We start from the raw sequence: 1311 nt of genomic DNA on the forward strand, positions 1-1311 counted from the left end.
CATAAAAAAACAGAGGGGAATCCCTCTGTAAAATTTTATCCAATAGGTCGAACATTAAGAACCAATTACTTAGCTTCTTTATATAAATCACTTCTAGATTTTAAATACTCAAACAAATGTGTTGCGATAACTTTTAAGACAGCATAGCCTGGAACGGCTAAAATAATCCCAACGACACCAAAAAGATTTCCCGCCGTTAAAATAACAAATATAATCGTAATCGGATGAATATGAAGGTTTCTTCCCATAATTTGCGGTGAGATGAATTTTCCTTCGACGAGCTGAACAACTGTCCATACGACGATAAGCTTTAACAGCATGATTGGCGATGTGACAATCGCGATAATCAATGCCGGTGTAATCGCAATCGCAGGTCCTAAATATGGGACAATGCTCGTAAATGCGGCAATTAATGCTAAGAGGGACGCATATTCTAAACCGATTATCATAAACCCGATATACATTAAAATCCCTATACAAAAGCTAACAATAATTTGTCCTCTTATATAAAGACTTATGCTCGTATTTATTTCCTTCATAACCGAAAAGGATTGATTTCGCAATGGAACTGGCAAAAACGTTAAAATATATTTTGGCAGCTTTTTTCCATCCTTTAATAAATAGAAAAGCACAAATGGTAGGATGATTAATGCTAGTAAAAAGTCCTTTACCGCTCCAACAAAAACACCTATTCCTAACCATGTACTGTTAAGAATTTTTGTAACATGCTCTGACACATTACTTACTAGGTCAGGTACATTAATGTTTAATGTTTTTTGCGCTTCATTTATAAATTGACTGCCAACAATATCCTTTGTCAGCTTTTCAACATCCTTTACATAGTAAGGAAACTTCGTGACAAGACTCATAATTTGGTCACGCAAAAATGGAATGACCGACACGATAATAATTGTCAATAAGCCGATAATGATAATGTATAACAATAAAATGGAGTAGACCCTTTTTATTCGCCATTTTTCAAGATAGTTTACAATTGGATTTAATAGATAGTAGAGAACTGTTGCCATCATAATTGGTAAAATGACTGTTTTTACCAATACCTCTAATGGAGTAAAAATAAATGAAACTTCTCTAAATATTAAGATATTTATCCCTATCAAAAGCAATACAAGCAAAAATAGAACAAATCGGTTATTTATAATAAACTTTTTAAAGATATCACCTTTATTCATACTAGAACCCCTCTCAAAGCCTTTCCTACTTCTATTTTACCTTAATTTTCAAACCTATATCACTTATCTTACCTTTCATTTCACAATATTGTAAATTACTTTCACTTTAGTTTAAGAA

Annotated in this window: 1 protein-coding gene; it reads right to left on the reverse strand. The window is 32.5% G+C overall.

Annotation, left to right across the window (positions count from 1 at the left end):
* Positions 1 to 65: 65 nt before the first annotated feature.
* A complete protein-coding gene (locus HU235_RS12135) occupies positions 66 to 1193 on the reverse strand; it encodes an AI-2E family transporter (protein ID WP_095302751.1) in 1128 nt (375 codons plus the stop codon).
* Positions 1194 to 1311 lie beyond the last annotated feature (118 nt).

This window comes from Metabacillus niabensis, from assembly GCF_902829255.1.
Classification (GTDB): Bacteria; Bacillota; Bacilli; order Bacillales; family Bacillaceae; genus Metabacillus; species Metabacillus niabensis.

What these genes read in the sequence shown, in the direction of transcription:
- HU235_RS12135 (WP_095302751.1), bottom strand. Translation starts at nt 1,193, where the DNA reads ATGAATAAAGGTGATATCTTTAAAAAGTTTATTATAAATAACCGATTT.